Source organism: Nocardia grenadensis, from assembly GCF_050942415.1.
GTDB classification, from domain to species: domain Bacteria; phylum Actinomycetota; class Actinomycetes; order Mycobacteriales; family Mycobacteriaceae; genus Nocardia; species Nocardia grenadensis.
On record NZ_CP192054.1, the window covers coordinates 3,393,967 to 3,418,610 of the forward strand.

The following is a 24,644-nucleotide window of genomic DNA, read 5'->3' on the forward strand; positions in this document are numbered from 1 at the left end:
GGGGGTGCGTCCACCTCACTCTCCCGTCGCCGGTACCGGATTCACTCCGGTGTGGCCGTCTGCGTCGGCGAATGCAGCGTCCGCAGGCTCTGCCCCTTACCGAGGTACATGTGCACGCCGCACGGCAGGCAGGGATCGAAACTGCGGACGGTGCGCATGATGTCGATGCCCTTGAAGTGCTCGCGGTCGTTCTCCTCGAAGATCGGCTGGCCCTGCACCGCGTCCTCGTACGGACCCGGCGTGCCGTAGCTGTCGCGCGGACTGGCGTTCCACGGGGTGGGCGGATACGGGTGGTAGTTCGCGATCTTCCCGTCCCGGATCACCATGTGGTGCGAGAGCACACCGCGCACCGCCTCGGTGAAACCACAACCGATGCCCTCCTCGGGCACCTCGAACTCCTCCCAGGTCTTGGTGTGCCCGGCCCGGATCTCCGCCAGCGCCTTCTCGGCGAAATGCAAGGCACTGGCCGCGGAATACGCCTGGAAGTAGGTCCGGGCGCGGTCGCGTTCGATGGTGTTGCTGCCGTGCACGGGAATCTTCCATTCCAGCGTGACCGGGCCCGCGAGCGCGGTCTTGGGCAGGTTGATCTGCACGCTGTGGCCGGTGGACTGCACATACCCGATATCGACCAGCCCGGCCAGCGCCGTCGACCACAGCCGCGCCAGCGGCCCGCCGCCGGTGTCCAGGGCCAGGTGGTCGCTGCCGTCGAACCAGCGCGGCGACATGACCCAGCTGTACTTGTCCTCCAGGTCGCGTTTTTGCGGCCGGGGATTGGTGTGCTGGTTCCAGGGGTGCCGCCGGTCCACCGGGTTGCCCAGCGGATCGGTGGCCACGAACGTCTCCTGGTCGGTCCAGTCCTCGTAATAGGAACTGCCCAGCAGGATCCGCAGGCCCAGATTGATATCGAGCAGGGAGGTCGTGACCAGCTTGCCGTCGACGACCACACCGGGGGTGACGAACATCTTGCGACCCCAGTCCTCCATGTCCGCATAGGAGAAGTTGCAGAACTCGGGATCCTGGAACGAACCCCAGCAGCCCAGCAGCGTGCGCCGCAGGCCCACCTGGTCGTAGCCGGGTATCGCGTCGTAGAAGAAGTCGAACAGATCGTCGTGCATCGGCACGACCTTTTTCATGAACTCGACGTAGCGCATCAGCCTGGTCATGTAGTCGGTCATCAGCTGGACCGTCGCCACGGTTCCCGGGCCGCCCGGGTACAGCGTCGACGGATGCACGTGCCGGCCCTCCATCAGGCAGAACATCTCGCGGGTATACCGGCTCACCTGCAGGGCTTCCCGGTAGAACTCACCGGTGAACGGGTTCAGCGCGCGCATGATGTCGGCGATCGTGCGGTAGCCGTGTGCCTGCGCGTGCGGGGCATCGGTCCGCTCGGCCACCGCGAGCACGCCGGGATTGGTCTCGGCGACCATCTTCTCGCAGAAGTCCACCCCGACCAGGTTCTCCTGGAAGATGTTGTGGTCGAACATGTACTCGGCCGCCTCGCCGAGGTTGACGATCCACTCGCCCAGGTGGGGCGGTTGCACGCCGTAGGCCATGTTCTGGCAGTAGCAGGAACAGGTCGCGTGGTTGTCGCCGCAGATGCCGCAGATTCGGCTGGTGATGAAATGGGCGTCGCGGGGGTCCTTACCGCGCATGAACACCGAGTAGCCGCGGAAGATCGATGAGGTGCTGTGGCACTCCACGACCTCGCTGTTGTCGAAATCGATCTTGGTGTAGATACCGAGACTGCCGACTATGCGGGTGATCGGATCCCACGCCATCTCGACGAGGCTGTCCGGTTCGATCGTGCGATGCGACGGCTCGGGGATGATCTGTGTCATCGCCAGGACCCTCCTACCAGGTTCGGGTCGCGCCGGTCTCGAGCTTTTCGCCCCTGTGCCGCCAGCGTGGCTCTTTGTCGACGGTACGACCGGTGATGTTGCGGAGGCTGCGGACTACCGATCCATAGAGGCCCGAGGCGGCGGAGGAGAACTTCCCGCCGGGCGGTTCGTCCATGAACGGCATGAATTTGTCGGGGAAGCCCGGCATGGTGCATCCGATGCAGATACCGCCCACGTTCGGGCAGCCGCCCACACCGTTGATCCACCCGCGTTTCGGCACATTGCACTTGACCACCGGACCCCAGCACCCCAGTTTCACGATGCATTTCGGGGAGCCGTATTCGGTGGCGAAATCGCCCTCCTCGTAGTAGCCCGCGCGGTCGCAACCCTCATGCACGGTCGCGCCGAACAGCCACGTGGGGCGTAGCGCCTCGTCGAGCGGGATCATCGGGGCCTGACCGGTGGCCGTGTAGAGGAGGTAGGTGAGCGTCTCCGACAGATTGTCCGGGTGGATGGGGCAGCCGGGGACACAGACGATCGGGATTCCGGCCTTGCTCTTCCAGTCCCAGCCGAGATAATCGGGCACGCCCATGGCACCGGTCGGGTTACCGGCCATGGCGTGGATACCGCCGTAGGTCGCGCAGGTGCCGGCCGCCACGATGGCTGTGGCCTTCGGGGCGAGACGGTCCAGCCATTCACTGGTCGTCAGGGGCTGGCCGGTGGCGGGATCGTTGCCGAACCCGCACCAGTACCCCTCCTCGTGCAATTGTTCGTTCGGTATCGACCCCTCCACGACGAGCACGAACGGTTCGATCTCGCCACGGTCTGCCCGGAAGAACCATTCGAGGAAATCGTCGGCACCACCATTGGGACCGCACTCGAAGTCGATGAGCGGCCAGTGCACCGCGACTTTCGGGAGACCGGGGAGGGCGCCGAGGGCGATTTCCTCGACACTGGGCTGGGTGGCGGCGGTCAACGCCACCGAGTCGCCGTCACAACTGAGACCGGCATTGATCCAGAGCACATGGATCAAGGTCTCTTCGGCTCGGACCGCTTCCTGAGTTGGCATACGCTGCCACCTTCCGGAGTCGAAGCGGGGACTGGCCGTTCCGGCTCATAGACCACGGATTGTGACTCTGATCACAACAGTCTAGACGGGGTGACCTGCACCCTCAAGGCTCGTCGCGGCCGCCCGGCGCTGCTCCGCCAGCCACTCGTACCAGCGGTCGAGCCCTGCGCCGGTGGTCGCCGAGACCGGGAGGAATTCCAGGCCTGGATTGACCGCACGCGCGTAGTCGGTGCAGGCGACGAGATCGAAGTCGACATACGGCAACAGGTCGATCTTGTTCACGAGCACCAGACCGGCCGCCGCGAACATATGCGGATACTTGAGCGGTTTGTCCGTTCCCTCGGTCACCGAGATCAGCACGACCTTCCGCGACTCACCGAGGTCGAACAGAGCCGGGCACACGAGGTTGCCGACGTTCTCGATGAACAGCAGCGTGCCGGGCCCCGGATCCAGCGCGTGCAGTGCCCGGCGTGTCATCTCGGCATCCAGATGACAGCCGGCCCCCGTGTTGATCTGCACCGCTCGGGCTCCGGTCGCGGCGATCCGCTCGGCATCGCGTACCGTCTCCTGATCCCCCTCGATCACCGCGATCGGGGTATCGGGCAGCGCGCGGATCGTCCGCTCCAGCAGCATGGTCTTTCCCGCGCCCGGGGAACTGGTCATATTGAGGGCCACGATGCCGCGTCCGCGCAGCCACTCGCGGTTGTGCTCGGCGAGATGGTCGTTGCGCGCGAGCACTTTTTCCTCGAGCGATACCGTCTCGGTTGCCGGCGGGTGGGTATGCGGAGGCCCACCGTCGTGTGCGTGCTCATGGCCGTCGTCGGCGTGCTCGTGGCCGGGACCGCGCGCATGCGGCGGCCCGTCCCGGCCGTGTTCGCGTCCCGGATCGGCCGGCGCGTCGCGTCCGATCGTGATCACGCCTACCGTGTCGTTTCCACATCCGCAGGTTGCGCACATTCCCGACTCACTTCCATCGAGCGGATTCGCAGTTCCCGGCCCGCTCCCAGCATCACGTCCGCGCTTCCGCACGGGCACAGCAGGAGCAGTTCGGTGACGATGAAGTCCGCACCGCAGTCACGGCAGTGCGCCGCACCCGGTACGCACCGGATATCCAAGCTCGCGCCATCCGCGACGGTGCCTTCGGCAGCGATATCGAAAGCGAATCGGAGCGCATCGGGGACCACGGCGGTCAGCACACCCACATCGACGGTCACGCGATACACCGCACGCCCCGCCGCGTGGTCGCACACGGCGTCGACAACACTCTGCGCAATCGCGAGTTCGTGCATCATCATCTCGACTCGTCGAGGGGATAACTGGATGCTAAGCCGGATCGATGTAGACATCAACGATCCGGCTCCGACGTTCTCGGTGAGGATGGTCGTAGGGTCCATCCACGCTCGCAGAAGGAGTCGGTTATGAGACTCCGCACGCCTCTACCGGTGGAATGCCGACGGCGTGGCGGTGGCCGGGGACGGGCCCTACTCGGAGGCCAAGGAACACCTGGCCGGGTTCTTCCTGATCGATGTGGAGACCCCCGCGCGGGCAGAGGAGATCGCCACCGTTTTCGCCGGACCGGGCGAAACCGTGGAGTTGCGGCCCACCATGTGGCCCGGCGACGACCGGTGAGTTCACAGCCGGCGATGGCGACGGTATGGCGGCGAGAGGCCCCACACCTACTCGTCGCCCTGCTCCGCCGACACGGTGATCTCGCCGAGTGTGAAGACGCGGCGCAGGAGGCGGCAGCAGCCGCCGCGGCGGCGGACTGGGGGCGCAACGGTATACCGGACAATCCGCGCGCTTGGCTGATCCGGGTGGCTTCCCGGCGGCTCATCGACTACGCGCGGGCCGATCGGTCCCGGATCGGCAGGGAGGAGGCGGTCGCGGCGGCGTGTCCCGCCGACGCCCATCTCGCGCCGTCCGCCGACGAGAGCGAACCGACGCGGGGGGATGACACACTGCAATTGTTCCTGCTCTGCTGCCATCCGAATCTGACCCGCCCCTCACAGGTGGCGCTGCCCCTGCGTGCCGTCGCGGGTCTGTCGGTCGACCGGATCGCCGCGGCCTTTCTCGTCCCGGAACGGACGATGACGCAGCGCCTCACCAGAGCGAGGGCGACCCTGCGCACCGCGGGCGCCCGCTTCGAACTGCCCGCACCCGCAGACCTCCCGGAGCGACTGGCCGCGGTGCTCGACGCCTGCCATCTGATGTTCACCGTCGGCCATACCGCGAGTACCGGAACATTCGTCCACGATCCGGGAGTGGCGCAGGAGGCCTTGCGCCTGACACGGGAACTGCACCGTGCGGTTCCCGACCACGATGAGGTGACCGGCGCGCTGGCACTAATGCTGCTCACCCACGCCCGGGCCGCCGCCCGTACCGATCCCCATGGCGAGCTGGTGACGATGGTCGAACAGGACCGCGGCCGCTGGGACCGTCATGCCATCGCGGAGGGCGTTGCCCTGCTCGAACACGTGCTTCCCCGTGGCCATGTCGGGCGATACCAGCTGGAAGCAGCAATAGCGGCGGTACACGCGGAAGCACCGACCTGGACGAGCACCGACTGGCGGCAGATCTGCATGCTCTACGCCCTGCTCGATCGGGTGGCGCCGAGCCCCGCGGTAACCCTCAACCGGGCGGTCGCCGTGGCCATGGTCGGCGGCGCCGACCTGGGACTGCGGCTCACCCGGCCGCTGCTCGACGACCCGGCGATGCGCCGGCACCACCGCCTCTACGCGGTGCGTGCCCACCTGCTCGAGATGGCCGGTGACGTGCCCGCCGCAGCGGAGAACTACCGGCCGCGCGGCGGCGCTCACCACGAGCCTGCCCGAACAGCGATACCTCAACGCCGGACTCGCGCGACTTTTATGAGGCGCAGGGGCAGATCGGCCCGACTCCGGCCGGTTACCGCGCGCTCCCCGCGCCGGAGGCGAGGAGCTCGACGACCAGTTCGCCATCCGTCGCCGCCCGCACCTGCTCCACGCCGACCTCTGGTGCGAGTTCGCGTATCTCGGCGCTGGTACCCCGGCGCCGTGGCGAACCGGAAGCCCCCATCGGCATCTCCGTCTTCGAGGTCGACGACGAGCCGGCACTCGCGATCGCGGTCCGCGAAGCGGCCCGGCACCTCGGCACCCTGCTGCACTGAACCCGGCGCCGGGCCGGAATCCCGCCGCCCCGCGTTCGGGTTCACGAACGGTCCACGCCGGGGGCCGGGATTCGCTCACCCATGCACTCCGGCCCCCTAGGCGCCGGCCGGTGGCCGGATCGGGACACCGCCGCCCGGGCCACCGGCCGAAGGGCCGCAGATACCGCGTCACCTGGGCGAAGTCGCCATCGAGATCGCGCGCGGCCACCGCCTGCCCAATCCAACGATCGGCGACTGTAGCGCCGTGTCGGTGGAATGCGACATGCCTTTCGGGTAAGTGTTCTCCGGATCACTCGGTCGTACGCGACCCTGCCGATCGACCCGCCCGCCGAAAATACGGGCGAGTAGCACCCGCACGCTGTGCACATAGTGGTCCCGCGGGTGCACACTACGCAGAACCGAGCCGAAAACGGCACAGCCGTGACCGTGCCCAACAGACGAAGGAGCCAGGGATAGTGTTCAGTCGTATCGCCATCGTGAACCGGGGAGAGGCGGCGATGCGCCTTGTCCACGCCGTCCGGGATCTGGCGGCCGAAACCGGGCAGCCGATCCAGACCATCGCGCTGCACACCGATGTCGACCGGAACGCGACCTTCGTCCGGGAAGCCGATATCGCCTACGACCTCGGTCCCGCCTCGGCCCGCCCCTACCTCGACCTCAAGGCCCTCGAGCGCGCGCTGGTGGCGACCGGCGCCGACGCCGCCTGGGTCGGCTGGGGGTTCGTCGCGGAAGATCCGGCGTTCGCCGAACTGTGTGAGCAGATCGGCGTCACCTTCATCGGCCCGAGCCCCGACGCCATGCGCAAACTCGGCGACAAGATCGGCGCGAAGCTGATCGCCGAAGAGGTCGGCGTGCCGGTGGCACCGTGGAGCCGCGGCGCGGTCGAGACGGTGGAAGCCGCCGCGGCGGCCGCGGCCCAGATCGGCTACCCGCTGATGCTGAAGGCGACCGCGGGTGGCGGCGGCCGCGGTATCCGGGTGATCAACAACGAGTCGGAGCTCATCGACGCCTACGAGCGCACCAGTCAGGAGGCGGCCCGCGCCTTCGGCAGCGGCATCGTATTCCTGGAGCGGCTGGTCACCGGCGCCCGGCACGTCGAGGTCCAGGTGATCGCGGACGGCCAGGGCACCGCCTGGGCGCTCGGGGTGCGCGACTGCTCGGTGCAGCGGCGCAACCAGAAGGTCATCGAGGAATCGGCCTCGCCGGTGCTGCGGCCCGAGCAGGCGGCCGAACTCAAGGCGTCCGCCGAGCGGCTGGCGGTCGCGGTCGGTTACCGCGGCGCGGCGACCGTCGAATTCCTCTACCACCCGGGCGACGAGCTGTTCGCCTTCCTCGAGGTCAACACCCGTTTGCAGGTCGAGCACCCGATCACCGAGATCACCACCGGTTTCGACCTGGTCCGCGCCCAGCTGCACGTGGCCTCCGGTGGCCGGCTCGAGGGCGAACCGCCCGCCGAACGCGGGCATGCCATCGAGGCCCGGCTCAATGCCGAGGATCCCGACCGCGACTTCGCCCCGTCCCCCGGCCGGATCGCGCATCTGGACCTGCCGGCCGGCCCGGGTATCCGCGTGGATACCGGTGTCAGCGAAGGCGACACCATCCCCGCCGATTTCGATTCCATGATCGCCAAGATCATCGCCTACGGCCGTGATCGCGACGAGGCACTGGGCCGATTGCGCCGGGCTGTCATCGAGACCCGCGTGATCATCGAGGGCGGCGCGACCAACAAGAGTTTCGTGCTCGACCTGCTGGATCAGCCGGAGGTCATCGACGGCAGCGCGGACACCGGCTGGATCGACCGGGTACGCGGTGAGGGCCGGCTCGTCTCCCACCGGCACTCCGCCATCGCCTTGGCCGCCGCCGCCATCGACGCCTACGAGGAGGAGGAGCGGGTCGAACAGCACCGGCTCCTGTCCACCGCCTCCGGCGGCCGCCCCCAGGTGCAGCACGACAGCGGACGTCCGCTCGACCTGAAACTGCGCGGGGCGAGCTACCGGGTCCGGGTCGCCCGCATCGGCGCGCACCGGTTCCGGGTCGGCATCGAGGCGGGCACCGATATCCGCACCGCCGACGTCGATCTCGAACGTTTCGATCAGCACACCGGCCAGCTCGTGGTCAACGGCGTCCGCTACCGCCTGATCACCGGCACCCACGGGCCGGTGCACCTCGTCGACGTCGACGGTGTGACCCACCGGGTCAGCCGAGACGAGGGCGGTGTCGTCCGCTCTCCCGCGCCCGCGCTGGTCGTGGCCACCCCGCTGGAGGTCGGCGCCGAGGTCGAGGCCGGGGCACCGGTACTGGTACTGGAGAGCATGAAGATGGAAACGGTGCTGCGGGCGCCGTTCCGGGCTCGGCTCAAGGAATGCAATGTCTCGGTCGGCACCCAGGTGGAAACGGGCGCGCCGCTACTGCGGCTGGAGCCGCTCGCCGACGCGGCCGACGAGACCGAGGCCGACGCCGCGACCACCACGGTCGAACTGGATCTGCCCGCCGAAGGCGACCCGCAGCCGTACCAGCGGATCAGCCGCGGCCAGCAGGATCTGCGCAGCCTGCTGCTGGGCTTCGATGTCGACCCGCACGACGACCGCCGGGTGCTCGACGCGTACCTCACGGCCCGCCGGGCGGCCGTGGCGGACAATCGCCGGCCGCTGGCCGAGGAGCTCGAACTGGTGCAGGTCTTCGCGGACCTGGCCGAACTGAGCCACAATCGGTCCTCGGAGGACGATCCCACCCCGGGCCATGTCCACAGTGCCCGCGAGTACTTCCACACCTACCTGCAGAGCCTGGACGTCGAGCGGGCCGGACTCCCGGAGTCCTACCGCGCGAAGCTCGCCAAGGCACTCGGGCACTACGGTGTCACCGAGCTGGACCGCACGCCCGACCTCGAAGCCGCGGTGTTCCGGATCTTCCTGGCCCAGCAGCGGCCCACCGATACGGTCGAAGTCGTCTCGGCGCTGCTGCGCGAATGGCTGAACGAGCCGATGCCGGACCGGGTGTTGCGTGAGCCTGTCGGCCTGGCGCTGGAGCGACTCGTCGCCGCGACCCAGGTGCGGTTCCCGGTAATCGCGGACCTCACCCGCGGCCTGGTCTTCGCCTGGTACGGGCAGCCGGTGCTGCGCCGCAACCGGGCCCGCGTCTACACCGACGCGCGCAAGCATCTCAGCTACCTCGACGCGCATCCGGACGCGGCCGACCGGTCCACGCGGATCGCCGAGATGGTGAGCGCCACCGAACCGCTGGTCCGGCTGCTGGGCCAGCGGCTCTCGCGCGGCTCCGCGGACAACACGGTCATGCTCGAGGTGCTCACCCGCCGCTACTACGGCAACAAGGATCTCACCGACGTCCGCACCCGCGACGCGGGCGAATACACCTTCGTGGTCGCCGAACGCAAGGGTGTAAGCCTGGTATCGGCCGCGGTCAGCTTCGACTCCCTCCCCCGGGTGGTGGCCGGACTGGCCGAACTGTCGACCGGTTCCGCCTCCATCGAGGCCGATATCTACCTGTCCTGGGAGAACCAGCCCGAGGACTTCGATGCCATGGCGGCAGCGCTGCAGGAGGTGCTCAACACGCAGCCGGTGTCCAACCAGGTGCACCGGATCACCGCCACCGTCGCGGGTAGTGACAACGCGGTCATGCACTACCACTTCACGTTCCGCCCGTCGGCGACCGGACTCGACGAGGAACGTCTCATCCGGGGCCTGCATCCCTACATCGCGCAGCGGATGCAGATGAAGCGGCTGCACAAGTTCGACCTGACCCAGCTGCCGTCCTCGGACAACGAGGAGGTGTACCTGTTCCGGTGCGTCGCCAAGGAGAATCCGGCCGATGAGCGTCTCGTCGCGTTCGCCCAGGTCCGGGACCTGACCGCGCTACGTGACCACGACGGCCGGCTGGTCACCCTGCCGACGGCGGAGAGCACCATCGCCACCTGCCTGGACTCCATCCGCCGCGCGCAGGCGGGGCGGCCGTCGTCCAAACGCCTGCAGACCAACCGCATCGTGATGTACGTCTGGCCGCCGATCGATATCACCCGCGGCGAACTGGAGGCGATCGTCGAGCGGGTGCGCCCCACGACCACGGGCGCGGGCCTGGAGGAGATCCTGCTCATCGCTCGTCAGCGCGACGCCCGGACCGGTGACCTGGTGAAGCTGGCCCTGCGGATCTCCTTCGACGCCACCGGCGGCACCGAACTCACCGTCGGCGAGCGGTCCGACGATCCGGTCGAGCCGCTGGACGCCTACCGGCAGAAGGTGCTGCGGGCCAGCAGCCGCAACACGGTCTACCCCTACGAGCTCACCGGCCTGCTCGGTGACTTCACCGAGTACGACCTCGACGCCGACCACGCGCTGGTGCCGGTCGACCGGCCCAAGGGCCGCAATACCGCGGCGATGGTGGCGGGTGTGGTGACCACCGTGACCGAGCGGCACCCCGAGGGCGTCACCCGGGTGGTGCTGCTCGGCGATCCCACCAAATCGCTGGGCGCGCTGTCGGAGCCGGAATGCCGCCGGGTGATCGCCGCGCTGGATCTGGCCGAGAAGTTGCAGGTCCCGCTGGAGTGGTACGCGCTGTCCTCCGGAGCCCGGATCTCGATGACCTCGGGCACCGAGAACATGGACTGGGTGGCGGCGGCGCTCAAGCGCATCGTCGAGTTCACCCAGGACGGCGGCGAGATCAATATCGTGGTCGCGGGAATCAATGTCGGCGCCCAGCCGTACTGGAACGCCGAGGCCACCATGCTCATGCACACCAAGGGCATTCTGGTGATGACCCCGGATTCGGCCATGGTCCTCACCGGTAAGCAGGCCCTGGACTTCTCCGGCGGTGTGTCGGCCGAGGACAACTTCGGTATCGGCGGCTACGACCGGGTCATGGGCCCCAATGGGCAGGCCCAGTACTGGGCGCCGAACCTGCACGCCGCCCGGGCCGTGCTGATGTCGCACTACGACCACACCTATGTCGTCCCCGGTGAGAAGGGGCCGCGGCGGGTGCCGACCACCGACCCGGTGGATCGGGACATCTCCGGTTACCCGCATGTCATGGCGGACAGCAGTTTCACCACGGTCGGTGAGATCTTCTCGGCCACGGCCAACCCGGACCGCAAGAAGCCGTTCGATATCCGCACGGTCATGCGGGCGGTGGCCGACCAGGACCACGAGGTCCTGGAACGGTGGGCGGGTATGGCCGATGCCGAGACCTCGGTGGTCCAGGACGCACATCTGGGCGGTATCCCGGTGTGCCTGCTGGGTATCGAGTCGCGGGGCGTCCCGCGGCGCGGTTTCCCGGCCACCGACGGCCCCGACACCTACACCGCGGGTACCCTGTTCCCACGGTCGTCGAAGAAGGCCGCGCGGGCGATCAACGCGGCCAGCGGCAACCGGCCGCTGGTGGTGCTGGCGAACCTGTCCGGTTTCGACGGTTCCCCGGAATCGATGCGCAAACTGCAGCTCGAGTACGGCGCCGAGATCGGCCGCGCGATCGTCAACTTCCAGGGCCCCATCGTGTTCACCGTGATCTCGCGATACCACGGTGGCGCGTTCGTCGTGTTCTCCAAGACGCTGAACCCGAATATGACCGTGCTCGCACTGGAGGGTTCGTTCGCCTCGGTCCTCGGTGGCGCCCCCGCCGCCGCGGTCGTCTTCGCCGGCGAGGTGGACAAGCGCACCGCGGCGGATCCGCGGGTCCGGGATCTGGAGGCCCGCGCCGCGAACGCCTCCGGAACCGACCGCGCCACCCTCACCGCGGAACTCGACGAGCTCCGGTCCACGGTCCGCACCGAGAAACTCGGTGAGGTCGCCGCGGAGTTCGACCGCGTGCACGATATCCACCGCGCGGTAGAGGTCGGTTCGGTCGACGCCGTCATCCGGGCCGCCGAACTGCGTCCGCGCATCATCGAGGCCATCGAGGCACATCTGGCCGGCTGATTCCGGCCGGTCGTCCTGGACGGCATCCCATCGACCACCGGGTGTCCCGCCTTCGCAGCGGGGCACCCGGTGGTGCTTTCGCCGGGAGCGGTTCGCACCGCATCGTCATCGTCGGCACCGCTGGTTCGTTCACCGATCCCGATGGCTTCGTCTGGGAGTCCGCGGCCGGGTGAGACCGAACGGACCGGCTACGGCCGCGGACTTCACCGGCCGCCGCGCGCGGAAGGCTTCCCGACGCCGCGGCATCCGGTGTCGCGGCCCTCGGCGCAGTGGCCTGCGGCTCGGTGCCGCGACCGGCCCCTCAGCGGGCGAAGGTCGCGGTGTGGGCAGCGGCGAGCAGCCGGACAAGATCGGTTCCCGCGTTGTCGTCGAGAACCGCGAACGCCGGGGCGATGAGGTCGTCGGTGATCGATTCCGCTCGCCGCCAGGCGGCCCGGGTCTCATCGGAGATCTCCTCGAACGGCTCGGGCCACCCGTACCAGCGCGCCTGCCCGGGGCCGTCGTTGAGCGGCGACCCGGAAATCAGCACGGCCTGCAGCGGAGTGATCCCGACGGCCCGCACCGCGAGAAGGTGCAGTCCGCCGCGCAGTTCGCGCAGCAGGTGGGCGAGCTGCATAACGCGGCCCGGCGCGTCGCCGGGCAGGGGTATGGCGCGCCACCCGGCGAACAATGCGAGCCCGGCCGGATCGGCCGCCGCGACAACGGCTTCCAGTAGTTCTGCCAGCCGCGGCGCCTCGTCGAAGGTAGCGAGTTTCCGGCGGCCGAAATCCTGGCAGGCGAGTGCGTACCGGTGGGCGGCCTTCGCGGCGGGCATCGGAACCGACTCCCATGCGGCGCGAATCGAGTGGGCCGGGAAGAATCCGAACGCCGCGGTCACCACGTCGGCGTCCACCTCACCGAGCACGCCCCCGCGGCCGCGCGTATAGGGACCGAAGAATTCGTCCACACCGGTTTCGGCGGCGTACTCCCGGGCCTCCCGGGAGAACATGAAACCGCCGCCGAGTTCCTGGATATGTGTATTCACCGTGGCGCCGACCGACATCTTCGTTCCTTCCACTGCCCGGATATCCGCCTCACCGTATCCGCCTTTTACGCCGTACGGAAGCCGTGGACACCGCACTGTCCCGGCCAGGCCGCCGACCGGCGGAAACTCGGCGCGCTGCGGCGGGTGTGACCGTCCGGGTCCGGGGTATCCGCGCGCCGTGAACTCACCCATCGGAACAGCCGAGTCGTACTGGATGGATTCCACCGAGCCGACGTCGTATCCGCCGACGACCGGCGATATCGAGGCGGATGTGGCGGTGGTCGGCGCGGGCGTCGCGGGGATCTGCGCCGCCTGGGAGATCGCGGTCACCGGGCGCTCGGTCGTGGTGCTCGAGGCCGACCGAATAGTCAGCGGAACCACCGGTTACACCACGGCGAAGGTGAGCGCCCAGCACACGCTGGTCTACGACATGCTGCGATCGTCGTTCGACGAGGAGACCGCCCGCCTGTACGCCCGTTCGCAGCAGGACGCGGTCGAGCATCTCGACCGCACGGCCACGGAACTGGGTATCGACTGCGAATTGGAACGGGCGCCCGCCTACACCTATGTCACCGAGGAGAAACGGATCGACCAGATCCGCGCCGAGGTCGATGCCGCGCGACATGCGGGACTGCCGGCCACCCTGGTCACCGAGACCGGTCTGCCTTTCCCGGTGGCGGCGGCGGTCCGCGTGGCGGACCAGATCCAGTTCCATCCGCGCCGCTATCTGCTCGGCCTGGCCCAGGCCCTGATCGCGCGGGGCGGTCGGATATTCGAACGCACACGGGTCGTCGGGCTGGACGAGGGCAGCCCCTGCCGGTTGACGACCGAGTCCGGCGCCGTGGTCCGCGCACGTGATGTCGTGGCCGCCACCCACTACCCGGTGTTCGATCGGGCGCTGCTGTTCACCCGGCTGCAGCCACGGCGCGAGCTGGCCGTCGCGGGCGTGATCGCCGCCGAACACGACCCGCACGGTATGTACATCACGCCGGAGAACAACACCCGCTCGGTGCGGACCGCCCCGTACGGCACAAACCGGCGGCTGCTCATCATCACCGGAGAACACCTACGGCCGGGCACGACCTCGACCACGGATCGGTTCGATCTGCTGGCGCAGTGGGCGCGCGACCATTTCCCGGTGGATTCCCTCGCCTACCACTGGGGCGCCCAGGACAACACCACCTCAGACGGGGTGCCCTATATCGGCCGCTTCCATCCCGGTGCCCGGCATGTGTACGTATCCACCGGTTTCGGCGGCTGGGGAATGACCCACGGGATCATGGGCGGGCGGCTACTGGCCGCCGAACTCGCCGGCGAACCGATGCCCTGGGCGAAGATCTACGATCCGCGGCGCCTGCACCCGAAGGTCGAGGCCGACAGCCTGCTGAAGTCCGGGCTGGAGGTGGGCCGCCATCTCGTCGGCGACCGGCTGCGCCCACAGACCTTCGTCGACTCCGCCGCGGACCTCGCTTCGGGGGCCGGAGCGGTGATGCGCAGGGCCGGCCGTCGGAGCGCCGTCTACCGCGACCACGACGGGCGGCTGCACTCCGTCTCGGCGGTGTGCACCCATCTGGGTTGTCTAGTGGCGTTCAACGATGCCGAAACCAGTTGGGACTGCCCGTGCCACGGGTCGCGCTTCGATATCGACGGCAAGGTCCTGGAAGGTCCGGCGACCGCGCCGCTGGCGCCGCACGACCCGGGCGAGGACCGACCGGTTCGGGGGTGATCGCGGCACGGGTGCCGGAAGTCAGCCCGCCGAACGGACGGCGTCCGCCGCGTCGTCATCGATACCGATCCGTACCAGCGCCGCGGCGAATTCGGCGGCCCGATCGCGCGGGGCCAGGCGAGCGAGTTCTTCTCGATCGGTGGGCAGCCCGACCTTCGCGGCGCCGCGCACGGCGCGTTCGTCGAAATACGGGCGCGCCCAGGTCCACACATCCTGCACCTCGCGCAGGAAGATATCGCCGCCCGTGGGGCCGATCCCCTTGAACTGCCGGATCAGCTCCGCTGCCCGGCCGGTGTCGTGATCGGCTTCGTCCGCGAGCTTGCGCAGGTCACCGTCGTATTTCTCGACGGCAGTCGTGGCGGCGGCACCCAACTGGGAGGCGGTGCTCTCGTCATAGCGGCGATAGTGTCCGCGCCCGAGCGCGTCGACCAGATCCTGCCAGTCCGCGTCCGCCACCTTTCGGGCGGTTCGGTAGCCGCTGTTCATCAGCTCCGCCGTCGCGGAGATCGCGATATCGGCCGAGATGCGGGCACTGAGCAGATCGGTCAGCATGAGCAGCTGGAAAAGCGGGGCCGGTTTGTCGTCCAGCTTGATCCCGGCTTCGGCGGCGTAGGTGGTCCCCGCTCGGTCGAGCAGGGCGCGCGCAACGTCACGGTGGCTCATCACTCCTCCTCGTCGTCCCACCGCGCGACTACCCGCGCCCGGCACTCCCACACCTGCGTCGGTGCCCGCATCGAGGGGCGTGGCACGACACCGTCACACGGTTCTCGCGGAATCGACCGATCGGACGACGCGAACCGTCAACCCTGCACACCCGCCAGATCGCTGCCGCCGGGCGAGGCGGTGACGGCATCCGCTTCGCTCACCAGCCACTGCCCGCATACGCAGCGCCAGTAGCGGACCGCGCCGTGCTCGGAGATCAGGGCGGGTTCGGGCCAGGCGCACGCGGAGCAGGTGATGGTCATGGCCCGAGTCTGCTGTAATGGTTCTGTGCATTTCAACCCTTACGGAGGAGCAGCGGCCGACCTCGCTGCCCGGCTGGTGAACGCGCCGCCGGATCAGAATCTGGCCGCACTACTGGCCGAGGCCGGCTATAAACCGATCGGTACCATGAGTCCTCGTCAGGCGGCCGAATTGAGCCGTTGGATCCACCGGCTCGACGAGGTGTTCCGCGCGCCCGGGGTCGACCCGATCAACGCGCTGCTGGCCGAGACCACGAGCCGCCCTTATATCTCGACGCACGATGGACGTGCCCCGCATCTGCACTACGCCGCCGAGGACGCGCCGATCGAGGAACGCGTGAAGGCCTACACCGCCGCGGGGCTGGCCGAACTGTACTGCGCGGCACCCGGCCGGATCGGGCAGTGCCGGCGGGAGGACTGCCCGCGGGTGTTCGTCGACGTCTCTCGCAACGGACGGCGCCGCTTCTGCTCCGAACGGTGCGCCAACCGGGTCAATGTGGCCAGGCACCGGGCCAGGTCCGCCCGCCGGGTGGGATGACCCCGCCGGGCCGGCACATACCGTGCGCGGCCCGGATGTCACGGCACTGGGACGGCCTCGAGCACGTTCTCCGGCGACAGCGTGGGTGTGCACGAGATCAACGCGAACCCGGCTCCGGCAAGCAGCGCACGATATTCGGATTCGGTGCGTTCCCGCCCGCCGGTGTGTACCAGCATCTCGAGATCGATGTAGTTGCCCGGATGCGGGTGATTCCGCTGCGGAAGCAGGAGTTCGATCACCAGCAGCCGGGCCGTCGGCGCCATCGCCGCGCGCACCGTCCGCAGGATCTGCCCCGCCTGTTCGGCGGGCCAATCGTGCAGGATGTGCTTGAGCACATAGGCATCGCCACCCTCGGGGACGGCGTCGAAGAACGAGCCGCCGACCGTGGTACACCGGTCGGCGATCCCGGCCCGGGCCAGCAGTTCCGCCGTTTCGGTCGCCACCTCGGGCAGATCGAACAGCACGCCTGTGCAACCCGGCGCGCGGCGCAATATTTCCGAGAGCATGGCGCCGCGACCACCGCCGATATCGACGACCGTGCGATATCGGGTGAAGTCGTGCGCTGCCAGCACCGCGCGCTGCCCGAGGCTATCCATATCGGACATCGCGCGATCGAACATATCGCCGAGCGCACGATCGGCGCGGACGAGATCGAAGAAGCCGCGGGCGGGGACGGACGGGCGGCCGGAGCGCACCACGTCCACCAGACGATTCCAGTGGCCGCGGTGCGTCGGGCTACCGAAGAACAGCACCGCGTCCCGCAGCGAGACGGGCACATCGGTGCGCAACGCCTGGGCCATGGGGGTAAGCATGTAACGACCGTCGCGGCGCCGGGCGAAAATACCGTGCGCGGTCAGCAGGCGCAGCAACCGCCGCAAGGAATCGGGGTCCGCGCCGACCGTCCGGGCGAGGTCGGTGCCCGAGCGCGGGCCGGAGACGAGCGCACCCGCTATGTCCAGCGCGGCGGCCGCGTGGATCGCCTGGGACAGCCAGCCTGCGGTAACCATCTCCAGGAGGGCGAAATGCGGGGGAATCATCCGCCGGTGCATCCCGGCCAATCCGTCGCGGACCCGCTCCACCGCGCGAACCACCGACCGCGGCGGTGTCTTCGTTCGATCGGAGAGCATGGCGACTCCCTCTCGTGGTGGGTGTACCCGCTGAGACTACGACCTCACGCGGGCACCTCCGGACAGCGCGGCGGTCGTGTCGGAGCGTCGCGGTCAGCCGGCCTCCGCGGACCGCGGCAGGTGCGCCAGAATCATCCCGACCCCCGCGATCAGGAAATTCTGCGGCGCGGCCGACGAAGCGTTCACATCCTCGTTGGCCCACATCCGGAACCATTCACCCCGATGGTCAGGAAACCGCCCGCGAACAGCAGGACGGCCAGCGTCCGGCCCAGGCTCGACAGTTTCGCGGCGGTGGCGGTCGCCCCCGGCCGCCCGCGCAGGGCACACGCCCACCCGGCGGCCGCCGCGAGCAGGACCCATACCCCGTACTGCCACAACGCGGCCAGTTCTCCCGGCCGGGAGGCTGCGCACCCCTCATCGGCGCGTAGCCCGGCCACTACACCGATTCCGGCACCGCACCCGATTCCCGCACCCGCTCGACCCGCCCGACCAGCAGGATGTAGGAGGCGATACCCAGCAGCGTCACCACGGTCATATAGACAAACGCGGGCGCGAAACTGGCATCGGTGACCAGGAATCCGATCACGATCGGGGTGGCGATACCGGAGAGGTTGCCGATGAAATTGAACATTCCTCCGGTCATTCCGATGAGCCGTTCCGGCGCCAGCGCCGAGACCAGCGACCAGGTGATGGAGGCCAACCCGTTGCCGAAGAAGGCGACCGACAGGAACACGATCACCAGCGCGGTGGAATCGGTGAAGTTCGCACCGATCAGGGTGGTGCTCAGCAGCAGACCCGCGATGATCGGTCCCTTGCGCGCGATACCGAGCGAAACTCCCCGCCGCAGCAGAAAATCGGAGAAAACCCCGGAGAACAGCACCCCGATCACCGCGGCGACGAACGGTAGCGAGGCCAGGAACCCGGACTTGATGTAGTCCATATCGCGGTATTTCACCAGATAGGTCGGGAACCAGGTGAGGAAGAACCACAGAGTGGAGGTGAGGCAGAATTGCCCGAGGTAGACGCCCCACAGTTTCCGCCGCCCCAGCACTGTGGCGATATCGGTCCAGGTGACCCGGGTGCGTTCCGGCCGCGCCGAGGTCAGGTCGACCAGGCCGCCGCCCTCGCGGATATGCGCGATCTCGGCCTCGTTGGCCCGGGAATCCCGCGGTTCGCGATAGACGAGATACCAGACCAGCGCCCACACCACACCGACCCCGCCGGTGAAGATGAAAACCCAGTGCCAGCTCAGCACCGACTGCAGCCACGACAGCACCGGGGTCAGCAGTGCGAGGCCGATGAACTGACCCGAGGTGTAGAACCCGATGACGGAGGCGCGTTCACGCTCCGGGAACCAGGCGGTGGCCACGCGGTTGTTGATGGGATAGGCCGGTGCCTCGAATACTCCCACCAGCAGCCGGAGTGCGATGAGCGCGACGAACCCGCCGATGATGCCCATGAACACGGTTGCCAGTGACCACAGCAGCAGGCAGGCGGGATACAGCACGCGGGGCGGCACCCGGTCGACGAACCAGCCACCCGGGATCTGCAGCGCCGCATAGGTCCAGCCGAACGCCGACAGCAACAGGCCCTGTTGCGCCGAGGAGAGATCCATTTCGTCGGCGATGGCGGGCACCGCGATCGACAGGTTCGCCCGGTCCATGTAGTTGATGACCACTGTCACGAACAGCATGACGGCGATCAGGATTCGCGCTTTACTGGCCTTGGCGCCGAGACCGCCGGATACCACGGACCGTTTATCGAGCATTGTCTTCATGGTCACCACTCCGCGAACGAACCGTCACTGTGACGCCAGATCGGGTTACGCCACCGGTGCCCGACAGCCGCCCGCTCCGCCACATATTCCTCATTGATCTCGATCCCGAGGCCGGGCCCGGACGGAATCCGGACCTGGCCTTCGGCGTAGGTGAACACCGCCGGATCGACCAGATAGTCGAGCAATTCGTTGGTGGTGTTGTAGTGAATACCCAGGCTCTGTTCCTGGATTGTCGCGTTGTAGCACCCCGCATCGATCTGCAGACAGGATGCGAGCGCGATCGGGCCGAGCGGGCAGTGCAGCGCCAGCGCCACATCGTAGGCCTCGGCCATCTGCGCGATCTTGCGGGCTTCGGTGATACCGCCACAGTGGGACGGGTCGGGCTGGATGATATCCACCGCCCCCGAGGCGATGACCGATTTGAAATCCCATCGAGAGAACAACCGCTCCCCCAGCGCGATCGGAATCGGCGACTGCCGCAGCACATCCACCACGCTGTCGACGTGTTCGGACAGCACCGGCTCCTCCACGAACATCAACCGGTACGGTTCCAGTTCGCGCAGCAGCGCTTTCATCATCGGCTTGTGCACCCGGCCATGGAAATCGACACCGATCCCGATATTCGGCCCGACCACGTCCCGGACAGCTGCCACATTCGCGACGCAGCGGTCGATCTTGTCCCAGCTATCGAGATACTGCACTTCCTCGGTGCCGTTCATCTTCACCGCGGCGAAACCGCGGTCGACCGCGTCCCGGGCCGCCTCCGCGGTCTCGCCCGGCCGGTCGCCGCCGATCCAGGAATAGACCTTGATACGGTCGCGGACCCGCCCGCCGAGCAGTTCGTGCACGGGAACACCCAGCGCTTTGCCCTTGATATCCCACAGGGCCTGATCGATACCGGCCAGTGCGCTCATATGGATACCGCCGCCGCGATAGAATCCGCCCCGGTACAGCACCGTCCACAGATCCTCGATCCGGCCCGCGTCCCGGCCGATCAGATAGTCCGACAGTTCCTCGACCGTCGCGGCGACCGAGGCCGCACGCCCCTCCAGTACGGGCTCGCCCCAGCCGACGGTGCCGTCATCGGTTTCGATACGCACGAACAGCCAGCGCGGCGGCACCGTGAACGTCTCGATGGACGCGATCTTCATTGATTTCCTCCTGTACAGCGGACAGCGCCGTCCGGTGACGAGCGGGTACTTACGGGGTCGACGCCCAGATCTTCGACAACCGGCGAGCCCGGGCACCTACGTCGCGGGCGGAGTCGCCGGGCCGGTACACCGCAGTGCCGATACCGGCCCCGCCGGCTCCGGCGGCGCGCCAGTCCGCGAGGTTGGTTTCATCCACCCCGCCGACCGGGATCAGCTCCACATCGGCCGGGAGGACGGCGCTCACCGCCCGCATACCGGAGATTCCCAGCATCTCGGACGGGAACAGTTTGAGATTGCGTGCCCCGGCACGCACGGCACCGAACGCCTCGGTGGGCGTCGCGACTCCCGGGTACGAGCGCATCCCGAGGGCGCGGGTGGCCGCGATCACCTCGACATCGGTATCGGGCGACACGATGATGTCGGCGCCGGCGGAGCGGGCCCGCTCTACTTCCTCCGGACGCAGGACGGTTCCGGCACCGATCGGGCAGACCGCGCCGAAACTCGTCGCCAGCAATTCGATGGACCGATACGGGTCCGGTGAGTTCAGCGGCACTTCGATGGCATGGAAGCCCCCCTCCACCAGGGCTGCGCCCACCTCGACGATTTCGCCCGGGGTGATGCCCCGCAGAATGGCGATCAACCCGGATCGGGTGGTCTCCGATGCGCCCACCATGAATAACTCCTCGATAGTGTTCATTTCCTGCCGGCCGTTCCGCGCGCGTCCGCATCCGCCGGCACCAGCCCGGACCCGACCGCGATGGACCACAGCCCCGCCGCGGCAGCATCCTCGTCGACCACCCGCGTACGCACCTCCCGGGCCCGCAGCGCGGTGGCGTACCTCCGGCACAGATCGCCGGTACCACACAGGATGATCTCGTCCCCGCCGCCGTACCGCGGTAGCAGATGCCGGACTTCGTCGGCGATGACCACGCCGGAGAGATAGTCCGCCAGCGCGGCCGGTTCGAGCAGGTCGTCGAGAACCAGCGCCCGCGCGCCGAACAGCGTGGCGGCGAGCCCGCGCTCTCGGGACGAGAACCCGGCCGTCAGGCCGCGTGCGAAAGCCGCGTCGTCGCGGCGTGGTGCGGCCCCGGTATGGCTCAGCAGGCCGTGCCGGGTGACCAGTCCGTACAACTCGCCGGTCATGGCCGTGGTGAAGGACAGTACCTTGCGGTCGGCGATCCGGATCCATTTGGTGTGGGTTCCCGGCAGCACCAGGACATGTTCGGTATCCGGCCGTTCGATCGCTTCGAGCACCCCGATGACCTGCGTTTCCTCGCCGCGTAGGACATCACCGGCGCTGTCGCGGTGGGGATCGGAAGGGACGCGCAGACCGGGCACCAGGTGCAGTTCGCCCGCGGCCACCGGTACCCGGACCAGCGCCGGACCACCGATGTCGAGCCGCGCCGGCACATCGAGATACCCGGCCTCGTACCAGCCCTGCGCGCTGCCCACCATGCCGCAGGCCAGCGCTGGAAGGCCCGGGTCGGCCCGGAGCCACTCCCCGCATACTTCCAGGAAGGCCGCTTCGTACACGCAGGCCCGCGCGGCCGGATCCGCGGTATCGATCCCCGCGGCCATATCGAGCAGACCACCGGCGAGGCGCCGGGTGTCCAGGATCAGGCCGTGGTCACCGAGCAACCAGCACCTCATCGACGTCGTCCCCCAGTCGAGTCCGATGAGGCGCGGCGTCGAGAGCCCTGGTCGGTCCGGTGTCATGACGGTCACTATGACCAGTACGTCCCGCTATTTCCAACCTGTTCCCTATTTATGGGACTCTGAGTCGGTGACCGCTTCTCCTGACACCATCCCACCCGGCACTCAGACCCTCGCCCGTGGCCTCGCGGTGATCCGCGCGGTCGGCGCCGGGGCGAATGGGTTACGGGAGATCGTCGAACACACCGGGCTGGGTCGCAGCAGCACCCACCGGCTCGCCCAACTACTGGTCACCCAGGGCTTCCTGCGCCACGACAACCGGGGCTACACCCTGGGCCCGGCCCTGATCGAACTCGGTTTCAAGGCACTGCACGGCAACCCGCTACCACTGGTGGCACGACCGGTGCTCGAGGAGCTGTCGGCCACGGTGCTCGATACGGTCCACCTCGCCGTCGAGGACGGCGGATCGGTGCTCTATCTGGACAAACTCCCCGGGTCGCGGGGTGCGGAGATGCGCTCGCGGATCGGGTATCGCATGCCGCTGACCCGGGCGGGAGTCGGCAAGGCGCTACTGCTCGACGCGGCCGATCGCTGGGCCGAGCAGTACGCCGCCGATGAAGCGCGGCTTCCGGCCGGGGCGAAGCCAGGCGACGCCGAGGAGTTCCGCACCCGCATGCGGGCCTACGCCCGCGCCGGAGCGGCCATGGACCTCGAGGACAACGAACCCGGTATCCGCTGCGTCGCGGCGCCGATACGCGACGCGTCCCGCGCGATCGTGGGTGCGGTCAGCGTCTCGGCGACCACCCCGTACATGCCCGATGAGCGAATGCGGGGCCTGGTGCCAGTGGTGCGCCGGGCCGCCGGCCGGATCTCGGCATCGCTGGGCTACCTGGCGGCCTGACCCGCCGGACGCACCCCGCCGAGACCTCCGGCCAGGATCGCTGCCCGACCTGCCCCGGCACCATCGACCCCGGAGGACGAGACATCATCGCGACCGGATTACTCAGGACGTGTCGGGCATCTGACGCCTTCGACGGGCCGGAGTGCCGGCCGCAACGCTACGGGCGCACAGCGGGGGTGCGCGTCGTCCGAACAGACGATCGCAGGGCCGATCCACAGGAGGGCAGCCATGGCCGGCGGGCCGCGATGCGCCGACGGAAACGCAAGAGCGCCAGAACAACACATAATTACCTGTGCGAAATGTATCACTCGGCGGCGTAATCGAAATATATGAAAAAATCACACAATAACCAGAGCAATGCGATCTTGTTATCCCATTCGACACCGACTTACTGCCATCCATGTAATTCCGAGCGCACCGGATCGATTGTGTCGGATAGATCACAATTCAGTTTGATTTAACCCCCGATACCTATAACGTTCGGATAACACCGGTACCAAGGTGTGCGGCGGCGCGCACGGCATCGCCGAAGCAACGGTTACGACAGGAGCATTATCATGGGTTCAATGGATTTCAGCGCCCTCGGCGATTTCTTCGGCGCCTTCGGTGACATCTTCGGGGGCATCGGAACCCTGTCGAGCTTCTCCGCCGAGTAAGTATGCGCTGCGCATGAGCAGGGGCACCTGTGACAACGGCCCGCCGGACCACGTCCGGCGGGCCGTTGCCGTACTCCGGCACACAATTCGTATGAGTTTCACACATACCACCACCGCGATATCCGCCGTCGCTATCGAAATAGTGCGGGAACCCTTTATCGAAGATTGTCGATACGAACCCTCGGAAGTTATTTCGACTACCGGACAACGGGCTCGATCGTGCGCGGGTCGACGCCGGAGAACCCGTGTAGAGCGCCGCCCTGTCGGGCGATACAGAGATCGCCGAAACAATCAGCGCCCGGCACCCCGACTACGGCCCGTCCCGGCCTTCCGGACGCCGGCCGCGTCGTCGATGGAATCGCCGGCACACAATTCCGAAGCCCCGCCTTCGAAGTCCGCATGCGTGCGTGTTTCCGTCGAGACGCGGCCGCCATCGAGACGCGGCCGCCAGGCCGGTCCGTCGCCACAGCACCGCCCGGTGAGGTACCGGGCATGACTCCCGCCACTCCCGCTGAACGGCCCCTGCGGGCCGCCAGGCACCGCCCTGACCGGGCATTTTCCGAAAACAGGTATACCCGGGGCCGTTCGACCGGCGCGTATCCGCGCTCGATACCAGACCCTGGAAGCCGAACGAATCGGCAACCATCACATCGAAGGTAGCAATGTACGAGTGGAAATCCGACAACGTCCCGAGCTGCGGCGATATGTACGCGGAATGCACCGAGGCCGCATTGATGATCCGTCGGTGCGGAAGCTGCAGCAGGCTGTTCGCCCCGCCGGTCATCCGGTGCTCGGCGTGCCGGTGCGACGATTACGAACGAGTTCCCTCGACCGGAAGCGGTTCCATCGTGTGCTGGCGGAAGGTCCCCAGTGCGCCGAACACCCGCACCGAGGCGGCGGAGTCCGCCATAGCGATCGTAGAACTCGACGAGGGGCCGTGGGTCTACACCGCGATCCACGGTGAACTGCCGCGGGCCGGGCGCCGGCCGGTCCGCGTGCGCTTCCAGGCGCCGCCCCGCGGGGATCGCTTCCCGGTGTTCGTGATCAGCAGCGGACAGCCCACCCTCGCCCCGGAGTGACCGCCCCCGCCGTAACCCGCGTCACCAGGATGGTCGCCACGCACCGCGTCCTGCCATCACCTCCCGGGCGACACCTC

General features: G+C 68.1%; 21 protein-coding genes. 7 read left to right on the plus strand and 14 right to left on the minus strand.

Annotation, left to right across the window (positions count from 1 at the left end; genetic code table 11):
* Positions 1 to 41 precede the first annotated feature (41 nt).
* The 4 genes from ACQPYS_RS15465 to ACQPYS_RS15480 all read right to left on the minus strand — a co-directional run bounded on the left by ACQPYS_RS15465 (position 42) and on the right by ACQPYS_RS15480 (position 4,196).
* Positions 42 to 1,838 (minus strand): nickel-dependent hydrogenase large subunit, encoded by a 1,797-nt coding sequence (locus tag ACQPYS_RS15465; protein WP_433489941.1) that lies wholly within the window; start codon positions 1,836 to 1,838, stop codon positions 42 to 44.
* Between the two features lie 13 nt (positions 1,839 to 1,851).
* The gene (locus ACQPYS_RS15470) at positions 1,852 to 2,907 is read right to left on the minus strand and encodes a hydrogenase expression protein HypE (RefSeq protein ID WP_063034651.1); all 1,056 of its coding nucleotides are present in this window, start codon (positions 2,905 to 2,907) and stop codon (positions 1,852 to 1,854) included.
* An 81-nt stretch (positions 2,908 to 2,988) separates the two neighbouring features.
* Positions 2,989 to 3,864, minus strand: coding sequence for a hydrogenase nickel incorporation protein HypB (gene hypB / locus ACQPYS_RS15475; RefSeq protein WP_433489942.1), 876 nt, complete (start codon positions 3,862 to 3,864; stop codon positions 2,989 to 2,991).
* On the minus strand, positions 3,828 to 4,196 hold the full coding sequence (locus ACQPYS_RS15480; protein ID WP_063034944.1) for a hydrogenase maturation nickel metallochaperone HypA: 369 nt from the start codon (positions 4,194 to 4,196) through the stop codon (positions 3,828 to 3,830). Before ACQPYS_RS15480 ends, hypB begins: the two co-directional genes overlap by 37 nt.
* A 169-nt stretch (positions 4,197 to 4,365) precedes the next feature.
* Here ACQPYS_RS15480 and ACQPYS_RS15485 point away from each other — a divergent pair, with 169 nt between their 5' ends.
* The 3 genes from ACQPYS_RS15485 (at position 4,366) to ACQPYS_RS15495 (ending at position 11,973) form a co-directional block, all read left to right on the plus strand.
* Positions 4,366 to 4,536, plus strand: coding sequence for a YciI family protein (locus tag ACQPYS_RS15485; RefSeq protein WP_433489943.1), 171 nt, complete (start codon positions 4,366 to 4,368; stop codon positions 4,534 to 4,536).
* Complete coding sequence (locus ACQPYS_RS15490) at positions 4,533 to 6,152, plus strand: RNA polymerase sigma factor (RefSeq protein ID WP_433489944.1); 1,620 nt, start codon at positions 4,533 to 4,535, stop codon at positions 6,150 to 6,152. Before ACQPYS_RS15485 ends, ACQPYS_RS15490 begins: the two co-directional genes overlap by 4 nt.
* A 355-nt stretch (positions 6,153 to 6,507) precedes the next feature.
* Positions 6,508 to 11,973 (plus strand): carboxyl transferase domain-containing protein, encoded by a 5,466-nt coding sequence (locus tag ACQPYS_RS15495; RefSeq protein ID WP_433489945.1) that lies wholly within the window; start codon positions 6,508 to 6,510, stop codon positions 11,971 to 11,973.
* Between the two features lie 301 nt (positions 11,974 to 12,274).
* On the opposite strand, the gene ACQPYS_RS15500 is transcribed toward ACQPYS_RS15495, so the two are convergent.
* Complete coding sequence (locus ACQPYS_RS15500; RefSeq protein WP_433489946.1) at positions 12,275 to 13,015, minus strand: SCO6745 family protein; 741 nt, start codon at positions 13,013 to 13,015, stop codon at positions 12,275 to 12,277.
* Positions 13,016 to 13,175: 160 nt separating this feature from the next.
* On the opposite strand from ACQPYS_RS15500, the gene ACQPYS_RS15505 reads away from it, so the two are divergent.
* The gene (locus tag ACQPYS_RS15505) at positions 13,176 to 14,723 is read left to right on the plus strand and encodes an FAD-dependent oxidoreductase (RefSeq protein ID WP_433489947.1); all 1,548 of its coding nucleotides are present in this window, start codon (positions 13,176 to 13,178) and stop codon (positions 14,721 to 14,723) included.
* A 21-nt stretch (positions 14,724 to 14,744) separates the two neighbouring features.
* Here ACQPYS_RS15505 and ACQPYS_RS15510 read toward each other — a convergent pair whose 3' ends face one another.
* Both ACQPYS_RS15510 and ACQPYS_RS15515 read right to left on the minus strand, forming a co-directional pair.
* The gene (locus ACQPYS_RS15510) at positions 14,745 to 15,386 is read right to left on the minus strand and encodes a hypothetical protein (RefSeq protein WP_063034655.1); all 642 of its coding nucleotides are present in this window, start codon (positions 15,384 to 15,386) and stop codon (positions 14,745 to 14,747) included.
* Positions 15,387 to 15,523: 137 nt separating this feature from the next.
* Positions 15,524 to 15,688, minus strand: coding sequence for a hypothetical protein (locus ACQPYS_RS15515; RefSeq protein WP_169811855.1), 165 nt, complete (start codon positions 15,686 to 15,688; stop codon positions 15,524 to 15,526).
* 25 nt (positions 15,689 to 15,713) lie between these two features.
* Between ACQPYS_RS15515 and ACQPYS_RS15520 the strand changes: the two genes are divergently transcribed.
* Positions 15,714 to 16,223 carry a CGNR zinc finger domain-containing protein gene (locus ACQPYS_RS15520; protein ID WP_433489948.1) on the plus strand — a complete coding sequence of 170 codons (510 nt, stop codon included), beginning with the start codon at positions 15,714 to 15,716 and terminating at the stop codon, positions 16,221 to 16,223.
* A gap of 38 nt (positions 16,224 to 16,261) precedes the next feature.
* On the opposite strand, the gene ACQPYS_RS15525 is transcribed toward ACQPYS_RS15520, so the two are convergent.
* From ACQPYS_RS15525 to ACQPYS_RS15555, 7 genes are all read right to left on the minus strand, one after another.
* Positions 16,262 to 17,350 (minus strand): methyltransferase, encoded by a 1,089-nt coding sequence (locus ACQPYS_RS15525; RefSeq protein ID WP_063034658.1) that lies wholly within the window; start codon positions 17,348 to 17,350, stop codon positions 16,262 to 16,264.
* A gap of 93 nt (positions 17,351 to 17,443) precedes the next feature.
* Complete coding sequence (locus ACQPYS_RS15530; protein ID WP_433489949.1) at positions 17,444 to 17,536, minus strand: hypothetical protein; 93 nt, start codon at positions 17,534 to 17,536, stop codon at positions 17,444 to 17,446.
* The gene (locus ACQPYS_RS15535) at positions 17,533 to 17,787 is read right to left on the minus strand and encodes a hypothetical protein (protein WP_433489950.1); all 255 of its coding nucleotides are present in this window, start codon (positions 17,785 to 17,787) and stop codon (positions 17,533 to 17,535) included. Before ACQPYS_RS15535 ends, ACQPYS_RS15530 begins: the two co-directional genes overlap by 4 nt.
* Positions 17,787 to 19,118 (minus strand): MFS transporter, encoded by a 1,332-nt coding sequence (locus ACQPYS_RS15540; RefSeq protein ID WP_431938043.1) that lies wholly within the window; start codon positions 19,116 to 19,118, stop codon positions 17,787 to 17,789. The genes ACQPYS_RS15535 and ACQPYS_RS15540 overlap by 1 nt, the downstream gene beginning before the upstream one ends.
* Before the next feature lie 11 nt (positions 19,119 to 19,129).
* A complete protein-coding gene (gene dgoD, locus ACQPYS_RS15545) occupies positions 19,130 to 20,278 on the minus strand; it encodes a galactonate dehydratase (RefSeq protein ID WP_431938042.1) in 1,149 nt (382 codons plus the stop codon).
* Between the two features lie 49 nt (positions 20,279 to 20,327).
* Positions 20,328 to 20,951: a 2-dehydro-3-deoxy-6-phosphogalactonate aldolase gene (locus ACQPYS_RS15550; RefSeq protein ID WP_433489951.1), complete on the minus strand. Its 624-nt coding sequence runs from the start codon at positions 20,949 to 20,951 to the stop codon at positions 20,328 to 20,330.
* 20 nt (positions 20,952 to 20,971) lie between these two features.
* Positions 20,972 to 21,994, minus strand: coding sequence for a 2-dehydro-3-deoxygalactonokinase (locus ACQPYS_RS15555; protein ID WP_433489952.1), 1,023 nt, complete (start codon positions 21,992 to 21,994; stop codon positions 20,972 to 20,974).
* Positions 21,995 to 22,061: 67 nt separating this feature from the next.
* Here ACQPYS_RS15555 and ACQPYS_RS15560 point away from each other — a divergent pair, with 67 nt between their 5' ends.
* Both ACQPYS_RS15560 and ACQPYS_RS15565 read left to right on the plus strand, forming a co-directional pair.
* Positions 22,062 to 22,832: an IclR family transcriptional regulator gene (locus ACQPYS_RS15560; protein ID WP_433489953.1), complete on the plus strand. Its 771-nt coding sequence runs from the start codon at positions 22,062 to 22,064 to the stop codon at positions 22,830 to 22,832.
* A gap of 1,504 nt (positions 22,833 to 24,336) precedes the next feature.
* Positions 24,337 to 24,567 (plus strand): hypothetical protein, encoded by a 231-nt coding sequence (locus ACQPYS_RS15565; protein ID WP_433489954.1) that lies wholly within the window; start codon positions 24,337 to 24,339, stop codon positions 24,565 to 24,567.
* The last annotated feature ends 77 nt before the right edge of the window (positions 24,568 to 24,644 follow it).

Bases quoted from the DNA above. Each gene is read 5' to 3' on its own strand.
- ACQPYS_RS15465 (WP_433489941.1), bottom strand. From the start codon at position 1,838: ATGACACAGATCATCCCCGAGCCGTCGCATCGCACGATCGAACCGGAC.
- ACQPYS_RS15470 (WP_063034651.1), bottom strand. From the start codon at position 2,907: ATGCCAACTCAGGAAGCGGTCCGAGCCGAAGAGACCTTGATCCATGTG.
- hypB (WP_433489942.1), bottom strand. From the start codon at position 3,864: ATGTGCGCAACCTGCGGATGTGGAAACGACACGGTAGGCGTGATCACG.
- ACQPYS_RS15480 (WP_063034944.1), bottom strand. From the start codon at position 4,196: ATGCACGAACTCGCGATTGCGCAGAGTGTTGTCGACGCCGTGTGCGAC.
- ACQPYS_RS15500 (WP_433489946.1), bottom strand. From the start codon at position 13,015: ATGTCGGTCGGCGCCACGGTGAATACACATATCCAGGAACTCGGCGGC.
- ACQPYS_RS15510 (WP_063034655.1), bottom strand. From the start codon at position 15,386: ATGAGCCACCGTGACGTTGCGCGCGCCCTGCTCGACCGAGCGGGGACC.
- ACQPYS_RS15515 (WP_169811855.1), bottom strand. From the start codon at position 15,688: ATGACCATCACCTGCTCCGCGTGCGCCTGGCCCGAACCCGCCCTGATC.
- ACQPYS_RS15525 (WP_063034658.1), bottom strand. From the start codon at position 17,350: ATGCTCTCCGATCGAACGAAGACACCGCCGCGGTCGGTGGTTCGCGCG.
- ACQPYS_RS15540 (WP_431938043.1), bottom strand. From the start codon at position 19,118: ATGCTCGATAAACGGTCCGTGGTATCCGGCGGTCTCGGCGCCAAGGCC.
- dgoD (WP_431938042.1), bottom strand. From the start codon at position 20,278: ATGAAGATCGCGTCCATCGAGACGTTCACGGTGCCGCCGCGCTGGCTG.
- ACQPYS_RS15550 (WP_433489951.1), bottom strand. From the start codon at position 20,951: ATGGTGGGCGCATCGGAGACCACCCGATCCGGGTTGATCGCCATTCTG.
- ACQPYS_RS15555 (WP_433489952.1), bottom strand. From the start codon at position 21,994: ATGACACCGGACCGACCAGGGCTCTCGACGCCGCGCCTCATCGGACTC.